Genomic DNA, 15,338 nt, shown 5'->3' on the forward strand with positions numbered 1-15,338 from the left:
GTCACTGGGCGGCGGTCTGCCGGACCGTCACGGTCTTGAAGCCGACGGCGCGCAGCATGCTCTCCAGCATGAGCTTGGTGTTGGCGTCCGCGCGGTGGCGCAGGCTGCTCTCGGTCGCCGCCGCCTGGATCTTCTGGCTCGCCAGGACGTAGAGCTGCCGCTGGTCGTTGGGGTTGCCGCTGAAGAAGTCGCCGAAGCGGTTGAACAGGCCGCGTTCGGTGGCGAAGACGTAGCTGCGCTTGGTGTCGAGGTTCGTCGGTTCCAGTTGCGCCGGGGGAAGGCTGATGGTCGCGGACGTCCGGTCCTGGTCCACCTTGACCGCGCCCGAGGCCAGCCTGGAGAAGTCCACGTAGGCGTCGACGGAGCCGTTGCCCACGAACAGGGTCCGCTTGCCGCGCAGCGCGCCGGGCAGGAACTTCGCGTCCTTCTCCAGGTCCACGACGACCTGGAAATTGCCGCTGGCCGCCTCGTAGCGGTGCAGGTCGCGGATCGACTGGAGCAGGGCGGGGCCGCTGCGGTCCTTGGTCTCCTCGGCGAACGGGTTCAGCCAGTGGGGCAGCATCCGGAGTGTCTGCTGGGCCACCAGGACGAGCGCGATGGTCGCCACGACCAGGAGGAGGGGCGCGCGGAGGGCGTGCCAGGGCGCCGCCTTCGCGGCGGCCCTCGTCGCGGGCGCGGGCTTGCGGGGGGCGTCGTTGCGCGATTCCGAACCGGCCATGTGAGGTGACATTCCCGGATGAATGCGCCATCCACCCGAGCCGAGTTTCGGTCCGCCGATTCGGGTGTGAGAAGCGCCATACGCCTCGTCCGAAACCGGAGCCGGCGTCCGCGCGTTGACAGGCCGTGGACATCGTTCGTGCCTTCCGTGTCGTCTCCATCGCCGAGGCGGTCTCGTTCCTCGTGCTGCTGCTGATCGCCATGCCGCTCAAGTACATGGCGGACGCTCCGGCGGGGGTGCAGGTCATGGGCCCCCTGCACGGCGTCCTGTTCCTCGCCTACGTGGGCATGGTGTTCTTCGTCCGCGAGAACCTCCACTGGAGCACCGGGCGGACCGTCCTCGCGCTGGGGGCGGGCGTGCTGCCCGTGGCGCCCTTCCTCGTGGAGCACTTCTGGGCCAGGCCCGCCGAAGCGCCCGCGCGGGCGTGAGGACTGCCGGGTTCTGAGGTCTACCGGGCGCCGAGGTCGATCCGGGGCGGGGCCGGGGGCGCGGCCGCCGGTGTCGCGTACTTGGGGAACAGCCGGGGCGGGACGTCCCAGCCGTCGAAGTCCTGCGGGCCCAGCGCGCACGCCCGGTAGTACGCGAAGTGCAGGCGCAGCCAGGTGCGGCGGCGCTGCTCGCCCCAGGACGTGAAGCGGCGTGCCGCGCGCACGTCCGGGATGCTCGGCGGTTCCTCCCCGGCCAGCCACGCGTCGACGAGCCTCCGGTAGCCCTCCGAGACCGGACGCCGCGGAGCCGCGCACGCGCTCGCGTCCATCAGCCCGTCCCGGATCTGCCGGACGGCGCGCCCCTCGAACCCCGGCGCGAGGCGCTCGTCGAGGTGGATCGCGGCCACGCCGTCCGTCACGGTGGCCGGGGCCCAGGACGGGCGCTGCTCCACCCGTGTGAACGCGCCGGGCGTCCCGTCCAGCCGGGAGGCGAGCGGGGTCGCGGCGCTCATCAGCGCGGGCAGGGCGCCGCGCAGCGCCGGGTGCACGCAGACGGTCAGCGGCCAGACGCGGCACACCGGTTTCGCCGGCGCGGGTGACGTCGCCCCGCCGCCGGTCCCGTGCAGGCGCAGCGTCGCGGCGACGATCGCGGCCATCACCAGCACGAGCGGCAGGAGGAGCATCACGCGCCGGGTCGCGCACACGACGTAGCCGAGGACGAGCGCTCCCGTCATGCCGATCGTCCAGACGGCCTGGTCGGCGAGCACCGCCGGACGCAGCGCGGTGAACAGGGGGAGGTGCGGGAACGCCGCCGGGGGCAGCAGGCTCAGCCACGACACCCCGGGCGCGCGCAGGGCGGCCCACAGGGACGTGGCCGCGAGGACGACCGTCGCGGTGGTCCGGTGCGGGGCGACCCGTCCGGACAGGTACCCGGCGACGATGTGCAGCACGAGCGCCCCGGCGCCCACGGCCAGCCCCAGCGGATGCGGCCGCCCCGCCTCCTGCCGCAGCAGCGCCACGACGACCACCGAGGCCGTCACTGCGAGGAAGGACACGAGCGCGGCGACCGACAGCAGCAGCAGGTCGAACAGCACGCCGGTGGCCGGGGAGCGCGCGGTCAGCTCGCGGAGGTAGTCCAGGGGGCGCTCGCGCACCGCCGTCCACGCCGCGAGCCCGGCGGCGACCGGGCCGAGCAGCCGCACGGCGTTGAGCAGTGTGACGAGCGACTCGTCCCAGTAGGCGACGGACGCGACGAACGACGGCACCGACGCGGCGATCCCGACCGCGGTGAGCAGCGGCACCGCGACCAGCGGCGCCGCGCGGCGGGCGTCGAGCCGGAGCACGCGCCCCAGCTCAGACACCGGCGCCGCTCCCGGCGGGCGCGCGCGGCATCCGGAACCTCGTCAGCTGCGCCAGCACGGGCCGGGCCGCGCGCCGCCGGCCGGGCTCCCGTACCGCCGCCGGAGCGCGGGCGTCCCGCGGGTGCGGGACGCGGCGCCCGGCCGCCCGGTCGGCAGGGACCCGCGCGGCCGAGCGGGCGGGAAGCTCGGTGAGCCTGCCCCGGCTGAGCCCCAGCAGGAGGTCGCACCAGCCGGTGAGCGTCCCGGCGGCGTCGGCGGTGACGACCACGGTCGGCGCGAGCGAGCGCAGCACCGGGATCAGCTCCGCCATGGCGGCCGCCCCGCCCCCGGCCTCGGCCCCCGCGCCGGGCGCGCACAGCTCGGCGAACGGGTCGTCCAGCAGGACGAGGTCGGGCGAGTGGACGCACGCCGCCGCCACGCCCGCGCGCAGCCGGACGTCGGGCGGCAGCAGGGACAGCTCCGTGCCCGCCGCCTCGGCGAGGTCCAGCCGGGCGATCACGTCGCGCGCGGCCGAGGCGCCGGCGCGCTGGTAGTAGGCGGCATAGGAGACGAACTCTCCCGCGGTCATGTTCTGCTTGCGCGACAGCCTTCCGGGCAGGTAGCCGATCCGGGCCCGCGCGGCGCGCACGCCGGCGGCGTGCGCGGTGTCGTGCCCCAGAATGTTTAGCGCGCCGGTGTGCGGCCGGCGCAAGGTCGCGAACGTGGCCAGCAGAGTGGATTTACCGACACCAGGTGGACCGGCAACGCCGACCACGCCTTCGGGCACCCCGAAGGTCACCGGGCGCAGGAGCCACCGCCCCCCGCGGCGGACACCCATTCCTCGGGCCACGATCGCGGAATGCTCCGCGATCACTTGTTTCCCCCCGTTGATCGTCGTGCGGTCGCGGCGGACGGGGCGCACCGGCGCTTCCCCTCGCCACCCGGTGCCCGCCGCGGCGGACGGGACGCTGGTGACCGTCCCGGGCGCCGGGGCCCTGTTTTGCCGTGCCGCGATGCATCGACGTCGTGACTATAACCGGGCTTGGTGATGGCTGTCAGCAATCTTTTTGCCCTTACGGCGGAGCGCCTGAATTCTTTGCCTTGGGCGGCGGACGTGAGAATTCGTAAAAGCCGGACAATGGCTACGGCGGCGGAGGGATCAGGCGAGTCGGGCACCCGATCAAGCGCCCCGGACGCCGCGCGGGGCGCGACGCGCTCCGCTGGGAGCGGACGGACGTACAGGCGGGGGCGGTCATGGGGCAGGATGGTCCCATGCCTTCTCGGGACTTTTCGTTGCACGGGGCCATCGACCTGGGGGCCCGCCAGGCCGCCACCAGGAAGCAGCAGGAACGCCAGGCTCAGGGCGGCGGCGCGGCCGCGGGCGCCGCGGAGGGCGCGGCCGGCCAGTACGTCGTGGACGTCACCGACGAGACCTTCAACACCGAGGTCGTGGAGCGGTCGCAGTCCGTCCCCGTCCTCGTCGACTTCTGGGCGGACTGGTGCGGGCCGTGCAAGCAGCTCAGCCCGATCCTGGAAAAGCTCGCCGCCGAGGCGGCCGGCAAGTGGGTGCTGGCCAAGGTCGACATCGACGCCAACCCGCAGCTCGGCGCGTACATGCAGCAGATGGGCGTGCGGGGCATCCCGTTCGTGGCCGCCGTCGTCGGCGGGCAGCTGCTGCCGTTCCTGAACGGCGCGGCCCCTGAGGCGCAGGTGCGCGAGGCCGTCGACCAGCTCTTCGACGCGCTGCGCAAGGAGGGCATCCTCCCGGACGCGCCGGAGGGCGAGCAGGCCGTCCCGGGCGCCGCGCAGGACGCCCCGGCCGACTCGCCGTACGCGGCGGCCGAGGACGCGCTCACCCGCGGCGACCTGGACGCGGCCAAGGCCGAGTTCCAGCGGCTCCTCACCGCCAACCCGCGCGACGTCCAGGCCAAGCAGGGCCTCGGGCTGGCGGAGCTGAGCCTGCGGGTCCGCGCGCTCGACCCCGAGCGCGCCGTCCAGGAGGCGGTCGACAAGCCGGGCGACGTCCAGGCCCAGATCAACGCCTCGGACGTGGAGATCATGTCCGGCCGGGTCGAGGACGCCTTCGCGCGGCTGCTGAACGCCGTCCGCGTCAGCGCGGGCGACGACCGCGACGCGGCGCGCAAGCACCTGCTGTCGCTGTTCGACCTCCTGCCCGCCGACGACCCGCGCATCGCCAAGGCGCGCCGCTCGCTCCAGGCCGCCCTGTTCTGAGCCGGGCCAGGACGTGCCGGGCGCGGAAACGGGCATGAGACGAACGTGAACGTACGCGTGGTGACGATCTCGGCCACCTTCGGCGCGGGCGGCGCCGCCGTCGGCCCGATGGTGGCGCGGGCCCTCGGCCTGCCCTTCCTCGACCGGGCGATCCCCGAGATCGTCGCGGGCGAGATCGGGTGCACGCTGGAGGAGGCGCTCGCCCACGACGGCCGGGCCGAGCGCGGCCTCGGGCGGATCCTCGCCGGGGCGGCGCGGCTGCCGACGGTCGCGATGGGCGCGATGGAGGTCTACCTCCCGGACCGGACGATCGTCCCGCCCGAGGAGTTCGTCGAGCACACCGAGCAGATCATCACCAGGACCGCCGACTCCGGCGGCGGCGTGCTGCTCGGCCGCGGGGCGGCGGTGGTGCTCGCGGACCGCCCGGACGCGCTGCACGTCCGGCTGGACGGGCCGCGGGAGCGGCGGCTGCTGCTCGCCGCGTCCGAGATGCCGGGTGGCGGGAGCGGGGCACCGGAGCGCGATGTGGAGCGTATGCTCGACGACAACGACCGCGCCCGCACGGCCTACGTGAAGCACTTCTACGGGGCCGACCCCGCCGACCCGCGGCTCTACCACCTCGTGATCGACACGACGAGGCTGCCCGTCCCCGCCGCGGCCGACCTCATCGTCGGTGCGGCACGGGCGTGCTGAGCGGCAGGGGAGGCCGGGCCGCGGCCCCCGGAGCGTCGCCCCCTCGTGGGACGATACGGCCGGGACAGGGACGTACCCGGTAGCAAGGGAGCGAGTTGTCGTGGCGAGCGTGCCGAGCGTGTCGTACTCCATCACCGTCCGCCTGGAGGTTCCGGCCGGCGGGCGTGCCGTCAGCCAGATCACCCACGTGGTCGAGAACGCGGGCGGGATCGTGACGGCCCTCGACGTCAACACGGCGGGCCACGAGACACTGCGGATCGACGTCACGATCGCCACCCGCGACACCCAGCACGCCGAGGCGATCGCCGCCGCGCTGGAGCAGATGCACGACATCAAGATCCACAAGGTCAGCGACCGGACCTTCCTGATGCACCTCGGCGGCAAGATCGAGATGCAGTCCAAGGTGCCGCTGCGCACCCGTGACGAGCTGTCGATGGCCTACACGCCCGGGGTGGCGCGGGTGTCGCTGGCGATCGCCCGCAACCCCGAGGACGTCCGGCGGCTGACGATCAAGCGCAACAGCGTCGCGGTGGTGACCGACGGGTCGGCGGTGCTCGGCCTCGGCAACATCGGCCCGGAGGCCGCGCTGCCGGTGATGGAGGGCAAGGCGGCGCTGTTCAAGCGGTTCGCCGGGATCGACGCGTGGCCGATCTGCCTCGACACCCAGGACACCGACGAGATCGTCCGGACCGTCCAGATCCTCGCGCCCGCGTTCGGCGGCATCAACCTGGAGGACATCTCCGCCCCCCGCTGCTTCGAGGTGGAGGCGCGGCTGCGCGAGCTGCTCGACATCCCCGTCTTCCACGACGACCAGCACGGCACCGCGATCTGCGTGCTGGCCGCGCTGACCAACGCGCTGCGCGTCGTCGGCAAGGACATCGCCGACGTGCGGATCACGATGGCGGGCGCGGGCGCGGCGGGCAGTGCGATCCTGAAGCTGCTGATCCACGCGGGCGCGCGCAACCTCGTCGTCTGCGACTACCGGGGCGCCGTCCACCTGGGCCGCGACGACCTCGACGACTCGCTCCGCTGGATCGCCGAGCACACCAACGAGGCCGGCTACGCGGGCGACCTGCGCGGCGCGGTGAAGGACGCCGACGTGTTCGTGGGCGTGTCCGCGCCCGGCATCCTCACCGGCGACGACATCGCGACGATGAACGACGACGCGATCGTGTTCGCGCTCGCCAACCCCGAGCCCGAGGTCTCGCCGGACGAGGCGCGCGAGCACGCCGCCGTCGTCGCCACCGGCCGCAGCGACTACCCGAACCAGATCAACAACGTGCTGGCCTTCCCCGGCGTCTTCCGCGGGCTGCTGGACGCGCAGGCCGACGGCGTCACCCAGGGCATGCTCGCCGCGGCGGCCCAGGCGCTCGCCGAGGTCGTCACGCCGGGCGAGCTGGGCCCGAACTACATCGTGCCGAGCGTCTTCCACCCGGACGTGGCGGGCCGCGTCGCGGGCGCCGTCCGCGAGGCGGCGGGCGGCCGTCCGCGCACCGAGGTCTGAGGCCCCGCAACGGTCCGCCGGGGTTCGGCGCGAACCCCGGCGGCTGTTCCGGCTCCCGGCTCGGTGGGCGGTCGGCCGACGTGGCCGGTCAGTCGGCCTTCTTCGCGAAGATCCGCTCGCGGCGGCGCGGCCAGATCCCGCCGTACCAGAAGATGATCAGGCCGGTGAGCACGATGGCGCCGCCGGTCGCGGCGCGCGCCCACAGGACGCCGTTGTCGGGACCGGTGTGCGGCAGCCTGCTCGGCGGGGTCTCGGGCGGCGCGCCGCCACCGCCCGCGTTCTTGCAGTTCGCCTTGAGCGTCCGCGTCTCGATCGGCTTGTTCGCCCAGCTCACCTGGACGCGGGTGCGGCGGTCCTCCCGCAGCCGGATGGTGACCGTCTTGGTCGTGCGGGCGGCGATCTTCCCGGCCACCGGGCCGCCGTCGTCGTTGCGCTCGACGCCGTAGTCCTCGCGCTGGCCGCCGGTGTTGCGGATGGTGACCCGCACCTCGCGGGACGGGCAGGACACGGCCCCGACGCTCGCCGAGAGCGGCTGCCCCACCGGGCCGGACGGCCCGCTCGGCGACGCCGAGGGCGAGGCGCCGTCGCCGGAGGGGCTGGGGGAGGGCGTCTCCGAGGTGGCCGCGCGCGAGTCCGACGACGTGGCCTTCCACACCGCGGGGACGGCGATCAGGGCCGCGATGACCAAGAACACGCCGGCGATGACGACCCTGGGCAACTGCATCGCGTTCCTCCCCGGCCCGGTCGGGCCTCTCCGGCCCGCGGGCCGGAGGACCGCACGGGTGGCCGATGATGCTAGATCATTCTGGGACCTAGGTCCTTGCCGTGCCGATATCCCCATCGATAGGAATGCGTAACAGGCTAACGAGCACGGGGACGTGCCGCCGGGGGTCCGGGCAACGCATGATGGGGTCCATGGAAGACGGCATCAGGGTGGGCCTCCTGCTGGTGGCCACCCCCCAACTTGAGGATCCCAACTTCAGGCGCAGTGTCGTCCTGGTGGTCGAGCACGACCTGGAGGGGGGCACACTGGGGGTTGTCCTCAACCGGCCGACGGAGGTTCCGGTCGACCGGGTCCTGCCTCCCTGGGCCGAACTCGTCACGGGTCCCTCGGTGGTGTTCCAGGGGGGTCCGGTGGCGCTCGACAACGCGCTCGCCCTGGCCCGCCTTCCCGGCGAGGACGAGCCGCTCGGCTGGCGGGCGCTGGACGGCGGCACGGAGGTGGCCAGGGTCGGGCTCGTCGACCTGGACGCGCCGCCCGCGCTGCTGGCGCCCGAGCTGCTCCAGTTCCGGGTGTTCGCCGGTTACGCGGGCTGGTCGTCCGGCCAGCTGCACGCGGAGATCGAGGACGGGGCGTGGTACCTGGTGCAGGCCGAGGCCGGCGACGTGTTCGCCGCCGACCCCGACCGGCTGTGGCAGGAGGTGCTGCGGCGCCAGGACGGCGACCTGGCCTTCGTCTCCACTTTTCCCGAGGACCCGACGCTGAACTAAGGTGATTTCCGTGAGTACGAAGATCCTTCCCGACAGTGACACCCAGAGTGATGTCAAGCCTGATCTCTCGCACGGTGACGGCGATCATGAGCGGTTCGCCCACTATGTGAAGAAGGCCAAGATCACCGAGAGCGCGGTGGCCGGCACGCCGGTGATCGCGCTGTGCGGCAAGGTCTGGGTGCCCAACCGGGACCCGAAGAAGTACCCGGTCTGCCCGGAGTGCAAGGAGATCTACGAGTCCATGCAGCCGGGCAAGCAGGGCGACGACTGAGCGGGCACTGAGCACGACCGGCGTGGACGGCCGCTGACGGGCGGCGACATGCCAGGGTGATCCCGCGGTCGGCGGGGTGGCGGGCCGACCGCGGGATCATCGCGTTTCATCGAGGGATCGCCGAACGACCGTACGGGGGGAATGGATGCGGCGGTTTGCCGTGGGTTCGCTATGCGCACTGTTGGTCACGCTGTGTGCTGCTTCGAGTTCGAAAAGTGACGAGATCCGCCGGGGCGGTGAGCCTTGCGCGGCGTCCACCCGCTCCGGGGCGGGCCAGAGCGCGGCCAGACACGCCAGGCGCGACGGGGAAGACCTGGATCCGCGCCAGGTGGACGCCCTGCTCGCCGACCTCCGCCGCACGCTCCGGGAGAGGTTCGGCACCGACGACGAGAACCGGGTCGACGCGGCGCTCCGGATGAGCCGCCGCCGCGTCGTCGTCCCCGTCCGCTTCCACGCGATCTCCAGCGGGCGGCGGGGACGGGTGGGGCCGTCCACCGTCCGGCGGCAGATCTCCACCCTGAACGCCGCGTACGGGGGCAGGAAGGGCGGCGTCGACACGGGGGTCAGGTTCCGCCTGGCCGGATACGACGTCACCGACAGGGAATCGTGGTTCTGGCACCCGCAGCGTCACGAGGGCGAGATGAAACGGCGCCTGCGCAGGGGCGGCCCCGGCACGCTGAACATCTTCTCCGCCGCCGTCGGGACGGACATGCTCGGCTTCTCCACGTTCCCCCAGTGGTACCGGGGCGAACCCCGCATGGACGGCGTCGTCGTCGACTACCGCAGCCTGCCGGGCGGCTCCAACCGCGGGTTCGACCGCGGCTACACGGCCGTCCACGAGATCGGGCACTGGCTCGGGCTGATGCACACCTTCGAGAACGGCTGCGAGCCGCCGGGCGACGGCGTGGCCGACACCCCGTACGAGGCGGAGCCCGCGACGGGCTGTCCGAGCGGCCGGAACTCGTGTCCGCAACGCGGCGGCGACCCCGTCCACAACTTCATGGACTACGCGCAGGACGCCTGCATGCGGGAGTTCACCGCAGGTCAGGGGCGCCGCGTCCGCGCCGCGTGGGCCGCCTACCGCGCCCCGAACCGCCGCGCCAAAGCTGTAGATCTCCGCACAGAACCGACGACGAGGGCGCGATCTGTCGGTGGGGCTCGGTAGCCTTCAATGACCGTGAGCACCTTCGCCGCATCGAGCATGCCCCCCGCCTTCCCCGAGCGGGCCGCCTGGGGGACCGCGTCGTCCCTGCGTGCCTGGCAGCAGCAGGCGCTTGAGGCGTACTTCGGGGAGAGCGGCCAGGAGCCGGGCCCGCGCGACTTCCTCACCGTCGCGACGCCCGGCGCCGGGAAGACGACGTTCGCGCTGCGCCTCGCGCGCGAGCTGATGGAGCGCCGCGCGATCGCCGCGATCACGATCGTCTGCCCGACCGAGCACCTCAAGCGGCAGTGGGCCGAGTCCGCCGCCCGCGTCGGCATCAAGATCAACCCGGAGTACCAGAACGGCGACGGCCCGGTCGGCAAGGACTTCGACGGCGTGGCCGTCACCTACGCGACCGTCGCGGCGCGTCCGGCGCTGCACCGCAACCGCACCGAGTCGCGCAAGTCGCTGGTCATCTTCGACGAGGTGCACCACGCGGGCGACGGCCTGTCCTGGGGCGACGCCGTCCGCGAGGCGTTCGAGCCCGCGACCCGCCGCCTGGCCCTCTCGGGCACGCCGTTCCGCACCGACATCAACCCGATCCCGTTCGTCCAGTACGAGGAGGGGCCCGACGGCGTCCGCCGCAGCCGGGCCGACTACACCTACGGCTACGGCCCCGCCCTGGCCGACGGCGTCGTCCGTCCGGTGATCTTCCTGGCGTACGCGGGGGAGATGCGCTGGCGCACCCGCGCCGGGGACGAGATCACCGCGACCCTCGGCGAACCGCTCACCCAGGACCAGACCTCCCAGGCATGGCGCGCCGCGCTCGACCCGAAGGGCGACTGGATCGGGCAGGTGCTCGCCGCCGCCGACCGCCGGCTGACCGAACTGCGCCGCGCCATCCCCGACGCGGGCGGCCTGGTCATCGCCTCCGACCACGAGGCCGCCCGCGCCTACGCCAAGATGCTGCGGTCGGTCACCGGCCAGGGCGCGACGATCGTCCTGTCCGACGACCCGACCGCGTCCAAGAAGATCAAGCAGTTCGGCGAGACCGAGGACCGCTGGATGGTCGCGGTCCGGATGGTCTCCGAGGGCGTCGACATCCCGCGCCTCGCGGTCGGCGTGTACGCCACGTCCACCAGCACACCGCTGTTCTTCGCCCAGGCCATCGGCCGTTTCGTCCGCGCCCGCAAACGCGGCGAGACGGCCTCGGTCTTCCTGCCCTCGGTGCCGACCCTGATGGGCCACGCCGCCGAGATGGAGACCGAGCGCGACCACGTCCTCGACCGCCCCGTCCGCGAGGACGGCCTGGACGACGACCTGATCGCCGAGGCCAACCGCCGGCAGGACACCCCCGACGTCGGCGAGGAGTTGGCCTTCGAGACCGTCGAGGCGTCCGCGACCTTCGACCGCGTCCTCTACGACGGCGGCGAGTTCGGCATGCACGCCCAGCCGGGCTCGGCGGAAGAAGAGGAGTACCTGGGCATCCCCGGCCTCCTGGAACCCGAACAGGTGACCGCCCTCCTCCGCAAACGCCAGGCCGAGCAGATGGCGGGCGAGCGCAAGAAGAAGACCGGCGACCCCCGCGCCGACCGCACCACCGCCGAAGACCTCGCCACCCTCCGCCGCGAACTGAACGGCCTGGTCGGCGCCTGGAACCACCGCACGGGCCAGCCCCACGGCGTCATCCACAGCGAACTGCGCCGCTCCTGCGGCGGCCCCGCCATAGCCCAGGCGAGCGCCGAGGACATCCGCAAACGCATAACCAAGATCCGAGAATGGGCGACCAAACGCCGCCCCTGACCCCCCGGCTCAATCATGAGCCCTGAGCCACCCCAGAACCCTGTCCCGAAGCCCCGGCACCTGAAAAAGCGCGCCGCCGTGATAACTGCCCGCGGTCGTCTCAGCGGTACAGGAAACACGGACCTGCGTGAGCGCGGAGCAGAGCTGCGTGGAGTGCGCCGGGGGAACGAAGTCCTGTTGGGAATGGACGAGGTACATCGGTGAATCGCCTTCGCCGGCGTGGGACCGGGCGGCCGCGTCGCTCCACTGCCCGGAGCAGGAGGCGCTGTCGGGGGCGGGCGAGCAGCGCGCGAGAAGGGTGGCATTGTCGCGAAGCTTCACCTGCGCGGCGGTCGCGCCCGCGGCCTGCCCAGCGGCGTAGCCGAGACCCGGATCGGCGACGGGCGAGAGCGCGACGACCCCACGAACAAGGTCGCTCCCTTTCCCATGCGTTCCCGCCATGGTGGCGAGGTGGCCCCCGGCAGATGAGCCGAGCATCACGATCCGTCCCGGGTCGATGTTGAATGCGGCGGCGTTCTGGCGGATCCAGGCGATGGCGGAGTCCAGGTCGTCGCGTTGGGCGGGCCACGGCGCGTCGGTGTTGAGGCGATAGTCGACGGAGAACACGGCGTATCCCTGGCCGGCGAACCAGCGGGACGTGCCCGCCCAATCCTGCTTGTCCCCCTCGTACCAGTGCCCTCCATGAACGACGATGAGCGCGGGCCGCGGTTCTGGGCCGGACTGGTAATACGCGTCCAACTGCTGGCGCGGATGCTCGCCGTAGGCGTGGGTCGTCTCGACGGTCGCGACAGGCCGGGGGAACAGCCGTCGCACCGGAGCGTCCACGTCCGGAATCGTCGCGGGGTGCTTCCGGACGGGTGAGGGCGGGTCGCCGACCGGTTTCTCGGCGGGCGGTGGCGACGAGGTGCGCGCCCTTATCCAGGCCAGCGTCTTCGGCTTGGTGACGTCGGTGAGGAGGTGGCCGCCGCTCTGCGATCCCGCGACGGTCTCGGTGGTGACGGACACACCCGCGGCCTGGAGGGCTGCGGCAAGGTCATCAGCGTGACCTGCGGAGACATACGGGTCGTGCTCGGCGGTCAGCAGGTACATCGGGGCGTCGTCGGCGGACGCGCGGGACTTGGTGACGGTGTCGGCCCAGCGGCTCCAGCAGGGCTGGTCGGACTCGACCGGGTGACACCGGGCCAGGATCACCGCGTTGTCCCTGATCTTGCGCCGGAGCGCGGGCGAGGTGTCATGCGGCGCGCCGCCCCAGGAGCGGTAGGGCGAAGCGATCGCCGACAGACCGATCACCCCGCGCACGGTGGAGCCACCGGCCCCGTAGGTCCCGGCGGCGGTCGCCAACTGCCCCCCGGCCTGCGAACCCATGATGACGAGCTTGTCGGGGTCGAGGTCGAACCGGGCCGCCTCCGCCTTGATCCAGCGGATGGCGGCGAGCACGTCGTCACGGGGACCGGGCCAGACGACATCGGTGTTGAACCGGTGGTCGATGGAGAACACGGCCAGCTTCTGGTCGGCGTACCAGCGGGCGGTCTCGGCCCAGCCTCCACCCCTGCCGCCGCCGTTCCAGGCCCCGCCGTGCACGAGGATCAGACCCGCCTGCGGCGTGGACGCCGCGTGCCAGTAGGCGTCCAGGACCTGCCGCTGGTGCGTGCCGTAAGCGTAGGTGCCCTGCTGGATTTCCGCAGCGCGTGCACCAACGGTTCCACCCGCCAGGACGATGACCGCAACGAGAAGGGTGGTGACGACGCGCTTCATCGGCCGGCCTCGGGCAGAGAGATCCATACGCGCTGGAAGTTCAGCAGGTACTGATCATGCAGGACGTTGTCGTTGATCTCCAGCAAGGCGCCGTCGCCATGGTGCAAAGATTCGGCGTCATACCCCGTCACCGCCGACACCGACGGCCGCGCAGGTCATAGACCGGCGTTCGTGATCGCGACCGACAACCACCCCTTCTGGGTCGGGGACCAGCAACGCTGGATGAGCGCCGGCGAGCTCAAACCCGGCATGTGGCTCCGCACCAGCGCCGGCACCCACATCCAGATCACCGCCATCGGCGCCTGGACGCAGCAGCAACACGTTCGAAACCTGACCGTCAAAGACGATCACACCTACTACGTGCTGGCGGGTAATCTCCCATCGGGATGGGGGGAGCGCTCGTCGGGGCTGTTGGCGCCCAAGTCGTAGGGGCTCATATGTGGGTAGAAACGCAGGGAGGGCCGCTGATCCTTGTTCCCGAGTCGGTGCTCCTGCTTTGGAAAGGGTCTAGTTACTCCGAGGCGGATAAAGTTGAGGAGTGGGGGGATTATGGTCGCGCCTGTGGGGTTGGCGGCCATGCGGGAGTGATTTCGGTCGGTACCACTGAGGCCCTCGTTCTGGCTGAAGAGCCGGCTGCGACCAGCTACGTCGAACCACTCGGGATGCTTGTCCGGTTGCTTGCAGGGTTCGACTTCGATATACGAATCCTGGAGCAGATGGATCTCGCGGAGACTATTTGGGACCCGGTAGCGGAGTGGAAAGTCGATGGAGCATTAATCCTTTTTGATCCGGTTCTCTCGGGCTCCGATGTCTCTCGCCAAGATTCTCTGAGAATTTCATTGCGCGAGGGAAGAATTATCGTTGAGGCGGCACGTGGGGAAGTCGAGCCGGATGATGACACTGCCCTGCAGTTGCTTCGCCTGAGATATCTCGACTGTCGGGCGAGAGGTGAGGGGTGCGGCTGAGTGTTCGAGGAGAACGACTGCTATACGGGCCCGGAGGTGTGCACCGCCTTGATCGATCGGGCGGAGAGGGGGCTTGGGTATCGGTTGCCTCGGCGTTATGTGGAGGTTCTGCGCCGGCGTAACGGTGGGGTGCTTAGGAAGCGTTGTTACCCTACCGAGTTCTCTACCTCTTGGGCATCGGACCATTTTTGCGTCGAGGTCCTGCTGGGGATCGGCGGCGAGTGGGGGATTGATTCGCCGTCCGGCATGGGGAGTGCTTGTTTGATCAGGGAGTGGGGATATCCGGATATCGGCGTGGTTGTTTTCATGACGCCGTCTGCCGGTCATGATGCTGTGATGCTGGATTACTCGGGTTGCGGGCCGTTGGGGGAGCCGGTGGTCGCCTATGTCGATGAGGACAGGGTTCCTCGTCGGGTGGCGGACTCGTTCTCGGGGTTTCTTGACGGGCTTGTTTTGTGTGAGCGGTTTGCTGGAGACGATTAGGGGCGGGGTTGGGCGGACGTTGCTTTGATGATTTGGGTTGCTAGTTCTTCGGGGGTTTTGGTTATGGGGAGGGTTGGGATGTTCTCGGTGGAGGTGGGGGGTTCTAGGGTTGCTAGTTGGGTGTCCAGGAGCGTTGGGTTGAAGAAGTGGCCTGTGCGGGATTTCAGGCGGGATTCCAGGGTTTCTCGGTCGCCGGTTAGGAGGATTATTTGGACTTCGGGGCGGCCGTTGGTCAGGAGTTTTCGGTAGGAGTGTTTCAGGGCGGAGCAGGTTACTACGCCTGGGCGGCCCGTTTTTAGGCGGTCGTCCATCCAGGCGGCTATCGCGTTCAGCCAGGGGAGGCGGTCTTCGTCGGTGAGGGGGTGGCCCTCGCTCATCTTGGCGATGTTGGCGGGGGAGTGGAACGTGTCGGCTTCCGCGTAGTCCCAGTTGAGGCGCTCGGCCAGGAGGGTGCCTACCGTTGTTTTGCCGCTGCCGGATACTCCGGCGATCAGGATGATCTGGGGTGGCACTG

The 15,338-nt window shown here is 71.3% G+C and carries 18 protein-coding genes; 11 read left to right on the top strand and 7 right to left on the bottom strand.

All coding sequences use genetic code 11. The features are described from left to right. Position 1: 1 nt before the first annotated feature. The gene (locus GNZ18_RS10290; protein ID WP_246249561.1) at positions 2 to 718 is read right to left on the bottom strand and encodes a DUF4230 domain-containing protein; all 717 of its coding nucleotides are present in this window, start codon (positions 716 to 718) and stop codon (positions 2 to 4) included. Positions 719 to 843: 125 nt separating this feature from the next. Between GNZ18_RS10290 and GNZ18_RS10295 the strand changes: the two genes are divergently transcribed. After that, complete coding sequence (locus GNZ18_RS10295; protein WP_312874416.1) at positions 844 to 1,146, top strand: DUF3817 domain-containing protein; 303 nt, start codon at positions 844 to 846, stop codon at positions 1,144 to 1,146. Positions 1,147 to 1,166: 20 nt separating this feature from the next. Here GNZ18_RS10295 and GNZ18_RS10300 read toward each other — a convergent pair whose 3' ends face one another. Next, positions 1,167 to 2,507, bottom strand: coding sequence for a hypothetical protein (locus GNZ18_RS10300; RefSeq protein ID WP_216651228.1), 1,341 nt, complete (start codon positions 2,505 to 2,507; stop codon positions 1,167 to 1,169). Then, the gene (locus GNZ18_RS10305; protein WP_156216260.1) at positions 2,500 to 3,324 is read right to left on the bottom strand and encodes an ATP-binding cassette domain-containing protein; all 825 of its coding nucleotides are present in this window, start codon (positions 3,322 to 3,324) and stop codon (positions 2,500 to 2,502) included. The genes GNZ18_RS10300 and GNZ18_RS10305 overlap by 8 nt, the downstream gene beginning before the upstream one ends. 434 nt (positions 3,325 to 3,758) lie before the next feature. Between GNZ18_RS10305 and GNZ18_RS10310 the strand changes: the two genes are divergently transcribed. The 3 genes from GNZ18_RS10310 to GNZ18_RS10320 all read left to right on the top strand — a co-directional run bounded on the left by GNZ18_RS10310 (position 3,759) and on the right by GNZ18_RS10320 (position 6,915). After that, entirely contained in the window at positions 3,759 to 4,718 is a 960-nt protein-coding gene (locus GNZ18_RS10310; protein WP_173390719.1) for a tetratricopeptide repeat protein, read from the top strand. Between the two features lie 45 nt (positions 4,719 to 4,763). Beyond that, the gene (locus tag GNZ18_RS10315) at positions 4,764 to 5,411 is read left to right on the top strand and encodes a cytidylate kinase-like family protein (RefSeq protein WP_214617222.1); all 648 of its coding nucleotides are present in this window, start codon (positions 4,764 to 4,766) and stop codon (positions 5,409 to 5,411) included. Positions 5,412 to 5,511: 100 nt separating this feature from the next. Then, on the top strand, positions 5,512 to 6,915 hold the full coding sequence (locus GNZ18_RS10320) for an NAD-dependent malic enzyme (RefSeq protein ID WP_214617221.1): 1,404 nt from the start codon (positions 5,512 to 5,514) through the stop codon (positions 6,913 to 6,915). 88 nt (positions 6,916 to 7,003) lie between these two features. Here the strand turns inward: GNZ18_RS10320 and GNZ18_RS10325 are convergent, their stop codons facing one another. Further along, positions 7,004 to 7,639 (bottom strand): hypothetical protein, encoded by a 636-nt coding sequence (locus GNZ18_RS10325; RefSeq protein ID WP_156216007.1) that lies wholly within the window; start codon positions 7,637 to 7,639, stop codon positions 7,004 to 7,006. Positions 7,640 to 7,830: 191 nt separating this feature from the next. Here GNZ18_RS10325 and GNZ18_RS10330 point away from each other — a divergent pair, with 191 nt between their 5' ends. The 4 genes from GNZ18_RS10330 (at position 7,831) to GNZ18_RS10345 (ending at position 11,621) form a co-directional block, all read left to right on the top strand. Next, a complete protein-coding gene (locus GNZ18_RS10330) occupies positions 7,831 to 8,406 on the top strand; it encodes a YqgE/AlgH family protein (protein ID WP_156216008.1) in 576 nt (191 codons plus the stop codon). Positions 8,407 to 8,416: 10 nt separating this feature from the next. Further along, the gene (locus GNZ18_RS10335; RefSeq protein WP_214617220.1) at positions 8,417 to 8,677 is read left to right on the top strand and encodes a DUF3039 domain-containing protein; all 261 of its coding nucleotides are present in this window, start codon (positions 8,417 to 8,419) and stop codon (positions 8,675 to 8,677) included. A gap of 328 nt (positions 8,678 to 9,005) precedes the next feature. Next, on the top strand, positions 9,006 to 9,842 hold the full coding sequence (locus GNZ18_RS10340; RefSeq protein WP_312874417.1) for a zinc metalloprotease: 837 nt from the start codon (positions 9,006 to 9,008) through the stop codon (positions 9,840 to 9,842). 36 nt (positions 9,843 to 9,878) lie between these two features. Beyond that, positions 9,879 to 11,621 carry a DEAD/DEAH box helicase gene (locus GNZ18_RS10345; protein WP_173390742.1) on the top strand — a complete coding sequence of 581 codons (1,743 nt, stop codon included), beginning with the start codon at positions 9,879 to 9,881 and terminating at the stop codon, positions 11,619 to 11,621. A gap of 9 nt (positions 11,622 to 11,630) precedes the next feature. Here the strand turns inward: GNZ18_RS10345 and GNZ18_RS10350 are convergent, their stop codons facing one another. Next, the gene (locus GNZ18_RS10350; protein ID WP_173390720.1) at positions 11,631 to 13,376 is read right to left on the bottom strand and encodes an alpha/beta hydrolase; all 1,746 of its coding nucleotides are present in this window, start codon (positions 13,374 to 13,376) and stop codon (positions 11,631 to 11,633) included. Further along, positions 13,373 to 13,507 (bottom strand): hypothetical protein, encoded by a 135-nt coding sequence (locus tag GNZ18_RS43075; RefSeq protein ID WP_281377937.1) that lies wholly within the window; start codon positions 13,505 to 13,507, stop codon positions 13,373 to 13,375. Before GNZ18_RS43075 ends, GNZ18_RS10350 begins: the two co-directional genes overlap by 4 nt. 40 nt (positions 13,508 to 13,547) lie before the next feature. Here GNZ18_RS43075 and GNZ18_RS43080 point away from each other — a divergent pair, with 40 nt between their 5' ends. From GNZ18_RS43080 to GNZ18_RS10365, 3 genes are read left to right on the top strand one after another with little or no spacing between them, the layout of a single operon-like run. After that, the gene (locus tag GNZ18_RS43080) at positions 13,548 to 13,805 is read left to right on the top strand and encodes a polymorphic toxin-type HINT domain-containing protein (RefSeq protein WP_216651229.1); all 258 of its coding nucleotides are present in this window, start codon (positions 13,548 to 13,550) and stop codon (positions 13,803 to 13,805) included. 8 nt (positions 13,806 to 13,813) lie between these two features. Further along, entirely contained in the window at positions 13,814 to 14,341 is a 528-nt protein-coding gene (locus GNZ18_RS10360) for an Imm21 family immunity protein (protein WP_173390721.1), read from the top strand. Then, a complete protein-coding gene (locus GNZ18_RS10365) occupies positions 14,342 to 14,824 on the top strand; it encodes an SMI1/KNR4 family protein (RefSeq protein ID WP_216651230.1) in 483 nt (160 codons plus the stop codon). It begins immediately after the preceding gene. Here the strand turns inward: GNZ18_RS10365 and GNZ18_RS10370 are convergent. Continuing rightward, entirely contained in the window at positions 14,821 to 15,336 is a 516-nt protein-coding gene (locus GNZ18_RS10370; protein ID WP_312874418.1) for a gluconokinase, read from the bottom strand. The two genes, GNZ18_RS10365 and GNZ18_RS10370, sit on opposite strands and share 4 nt — an antisense overlap. Between the last annotated feature and the right edge of the window lie 2 nt (positions 15,337 to 15,338).

The organism is Actinomadura litoris, from assembly GCF_009733595.1.
Taxonomy (GTDB): Bacteria; Actinomycetota; Actinomycetes; order Streptosporangiales; family Streptosporangiaceae; genus Spirillospora; species Spirillospora litoris.